At 33.5% G+C, this 3,400-nt stretch carries 3 protein-coding genes; 1 reads left to right on the top strand and 2 read right to left on the bottom strand.

Annotation, left to right across the window (positions count from 1 at the left end; genetic code table 11):
- Positions 1-454: 454 nt before the first annotated feature.
- Together ACFOW1_RS12205 and ACFOW1_RS12210 are read right to left on the bottom strand one after the other, a co-directional pair.
- Entirely contained in the window at positions 455-847 is a 393-nt protein-coding gene (locus ACFOW1_RS12205; RefSeq protein WP_379014601.1) for a response regulator, read from the bottom strand.
- Between the two features lie 84 nt (positions 848-931).
- Positions 932-2,155 (bottom strand): GAF domain-containing sensor histidine kinase, encoded by a 1,224-nt coding sequence (locus ACFOW1_RS12210; RefSeq protein WP_379014602.1) that lies wholly within the window; start codon positions 2,153-2,155, stop codon positions 932-934.
- Between the two features lie 664 nt (positions 2,156-2,819).
- On the opposite strand from ACFOW1_RS12210, the gene ACFOW1_RS12215 reads away from it, so the two are divergent.
- On the top strand, positions 2,820-3,227 hold the full coding sequence (locus ACFOW1_RS12215; protein ID WP_379014603.1) for a hypothetical protein: 408 nt from the start codon (positions 2,820-2,822) through the stop codon (positions 3,225-3,227).
- Positions 3,228-3,400 lie beyond the last annotated feature (173 nt).

Consider the following 3,400-nt stretch of genomic DNA (forward strand, 5'->3'; position numbering starts at 1 on the left):
ACTTTATTTCTATTTAAACCAAATAATTTTTATTCTATTCAGTAAATGTATTTTTTACCAGTCTTAGTACTATAACCACCTGATTTACAACCAATTATACCGCTTCCTTAACCCCCAAGAACTACCCCGCCTTCCGAACGGGCGGCAAAGATAACAACACCAATCATACCACCAAATTTAATTTAACGAAGTTTCTATTTTTTTTAAAATATTGCGCAAATGGTTGAGACAGGCATTTTATAAACCATTTTAATGACATACTCACAAATGGATTTTATTGATAGATGCGGGAACATTATTCAAGCTTTATTGGTGCAAAGGAAATCACTAAACTAAATAAAAAAGATGCGATAAAAATTGTCTACCCAAAACGATCTGATTACAAATTACAATACTTTAAAGAAAAGCATGTAGTCATCATTGATTTACTTTAAATGCCTATTATAAAACTGGTTTAATTCTTTTTAAGTAGTGTATCGATAAGTGAAGCAAGTACTGTAGGATTAAAAGGTTTTACAACAAACGCCGCAGCACCAGCTTTTGTACAACGAATTTTTTGCACTTCACTATCATCACCACAAAGTACGACGAATGGTATAGCTTGATATAAAGGATTTGCCTTTAGAATTTCCAGTAATTGAAAGCCGTCTAATTCGGGCGTATGTAGGTCTGAAATAATAAGCTGTGGCATAAAACCGCTTTGCAATATATTTAATGCTTCACTACCGTTATCGGCTACAGCAGTGCAGTACTGCTGTTTTAAAAACATATTGAGTATGGTTTGCGAAAAGCTATCATCTTCTACAATAAGTACGTTTGCTTTTTCGGTGTTCAGTTCGCCCATCATGGTGCTTTTGTATTTTCAATATTAGGGCTAAGCAAAGTTGTTATCTTATATTAACAAAGGTTCACAATATTAATGTGTCTTAAATTAGTTTGTCCATTGTAATGAAATAGTGAATGTAGTACCTTCATTCGGTACAGAATCTATATGCATTGTACCATGAAGGTCGTCAACCAAGCGCTTTACCAGTGCAAGACCAAAACCAAAACCAGCTTCACCGTCAGTACCATCTGAAGTATGTTTATTCCCAGATAATATCTGTTTAACAGCATCATTATTTAATCCAACACCTGTATCAGCTACTTTAATGGTTAGTATTTGCTGGCGAGCACTATTCGACAAGCCAAGCATAACACTAACGCTACCATTTGCTGGTGTAAACTTAATGGCGTTGGTAATTAAATTACCCGTAATCTGCAATAATTTATTTTTTGGAAAAGGCATATCTACACTTTCTGGCACAAGGCTAACAGTGTAGTTAATAGCTTTATTTTTGGCCTGCGGCAGATATAAACGCTCCAATTTTTGCTTAAAAGTTTCAAGGCTAAAATCATCTGCAGAAGCTTCTCTTGATTTTGTGTTTATTTGTTTATCTTCTGAGTTCAATATTTCGGTAGCAAGGTCTAATAAAGAAGTGCCTGCTTTTTGAATCATATTTATAAACTCAAGCACGTCGCTAAGTTTATTATTCTCGCCTTGCATGCTAATAATCTGCGTAAGGCTGATAATGCCGCCTAATGGGCCTCTGATATCGTGGGCAACTTTTTTCCGCAATTCTTCTTTAGCAGTAGCTTGCGCTTTTAGTTCCTGTATCGTTTTTAATGCTACCAAACGGTTAACGACTTCTTTCCCAACAATTTTTAAAAGCTCAATTTTTTCTGGAGATAAATCTTTAACCGTTTTATCCATAACACACAAAGCACCAAGGTTATAGCCTTGTTCTGTAGTTAATGGTACACCAAAATAGTAGTCCAATTTTGGATCGCTAACCACGTAGGCTTTATCCTTAAAACGCTCATCTTTTGACAGCTCTTTTACTTCAAAATAATCATTTGTAGTAATGGTATATTGACACACTGATTCTGTTCTTTCCATTTGCTCTATCGGCAAGCCATGATTACTTACAGACCATTGCGTATATGAGTCTATCAAATTAACAAGCGATACCTCCGTTTTTGCAATTTTAGCTGCAAGGAGCACCAAGTCTTTAAACACATGCGATACTTCGGTATAATCTACATCAAATTCGCTCAATGCCCAAAGGCGCTCTTCTTCGTTTGCTGGTATTGGATATTTCAACTTAATATTCATTTTATAAAATGGATACGGTTTTTTTAATTACTAGCTTAAGATGCTACTACAAATCAACGTTGATTTTGCAAAGTATTTATCAAATATAACGAAAAGGGTTGGGGATTTATTTTTTTGTAAAGATGCTTACAAATAATTGCGTTTGCCTACAAAGTGGACATGCCTACCTTGAGTACGAACTTTTGGATTAAAGATATGAACGCTATTTTGAAATTTTAGGAAATTGATTCTGAAAATATGAAAAATAAAACGGATTGGATAACCAATATATATATATACAAGTTTCCATTCGAACGAAATTCTAATGGATCATATCCATATTTCCAAAGATGCCAACTCATATTAACTGATGTAGCTATTATTTAATTTATATGCAACATTAATTAAGTTCATTTGGGGCAACGCAAGATTATCTAGGGATTTAAACGGAATGGAAGTAAGGCAAGGCTTGATAAATCTTCGTAATCTGCAACCGTGGGACCATTTTTAATTAAAGCTTTCTAAAATATTGGATAAATATTGAAACAAATAAAAGTGTAACAAAGTTAATAATTTAAAATCGTATTAGAGGTAAAGGCTTTCAGGTAAAAGAAGATTAAGATATCTGAAATTTACACTCTAACCAATTATAAAGTCATAATTTAACCATAAATAATCACCAATAATGATCTCTAAACTCTGTAATGTTTTAAATGACTATTATTCTCAATTTAGCCAAGGTATCATTGATAAGCCAATCAATATCAGACCAATAAAATGGGATGATGTTTTACTTAATGACACCCTTATTTTTCTAAATGAGCAGGATGAAAATAAACACGCTAGCCTGTTAGTTACAGTAAAGCATTTAGAAGCCGAAAGAAGCTTGCTTGTAAAGAAATTAGAATTTCAAAATGCTAGCCTTATCACGGAACAGAAAAACGAATACATCAATAGTATTGAAGCGTTGATGCACAAAGGTTCTTTCGCTTCTAAATACATGTTCACGCTCACTCTTGATTGTGAAATAGTTTATACTAATAAACACCTTATAAATGGCAACCTATTTAAGAAGTTTATAAATGTCAGTTAGTCTTTATCTAGACTAGCTTTATAACAGGTTTCGATAGAATTTTATCAAACTGTAAGCTCCCCTAAAATCCGCTACATTCAAAAGTATAAAATTCTCCGTTTTCAGTTTTTTATAGGATTTGGATTTTAAGGTATTCAGCTGGTGGTACATAGCCAAGCGAAGCATGAGGTCTT

It is taken from the genome of Parasediminibacterium paludis (assembly GCF_042651445.1).
In the GTDB taxonomy this organism is placed as follows: domain Bacteria; phylum Bacteroidota; class Bacteroidia; order Chitinophagales; family Chitinophagaceae; genus Parasediminibacterium; species Parasediminibacterium paludis.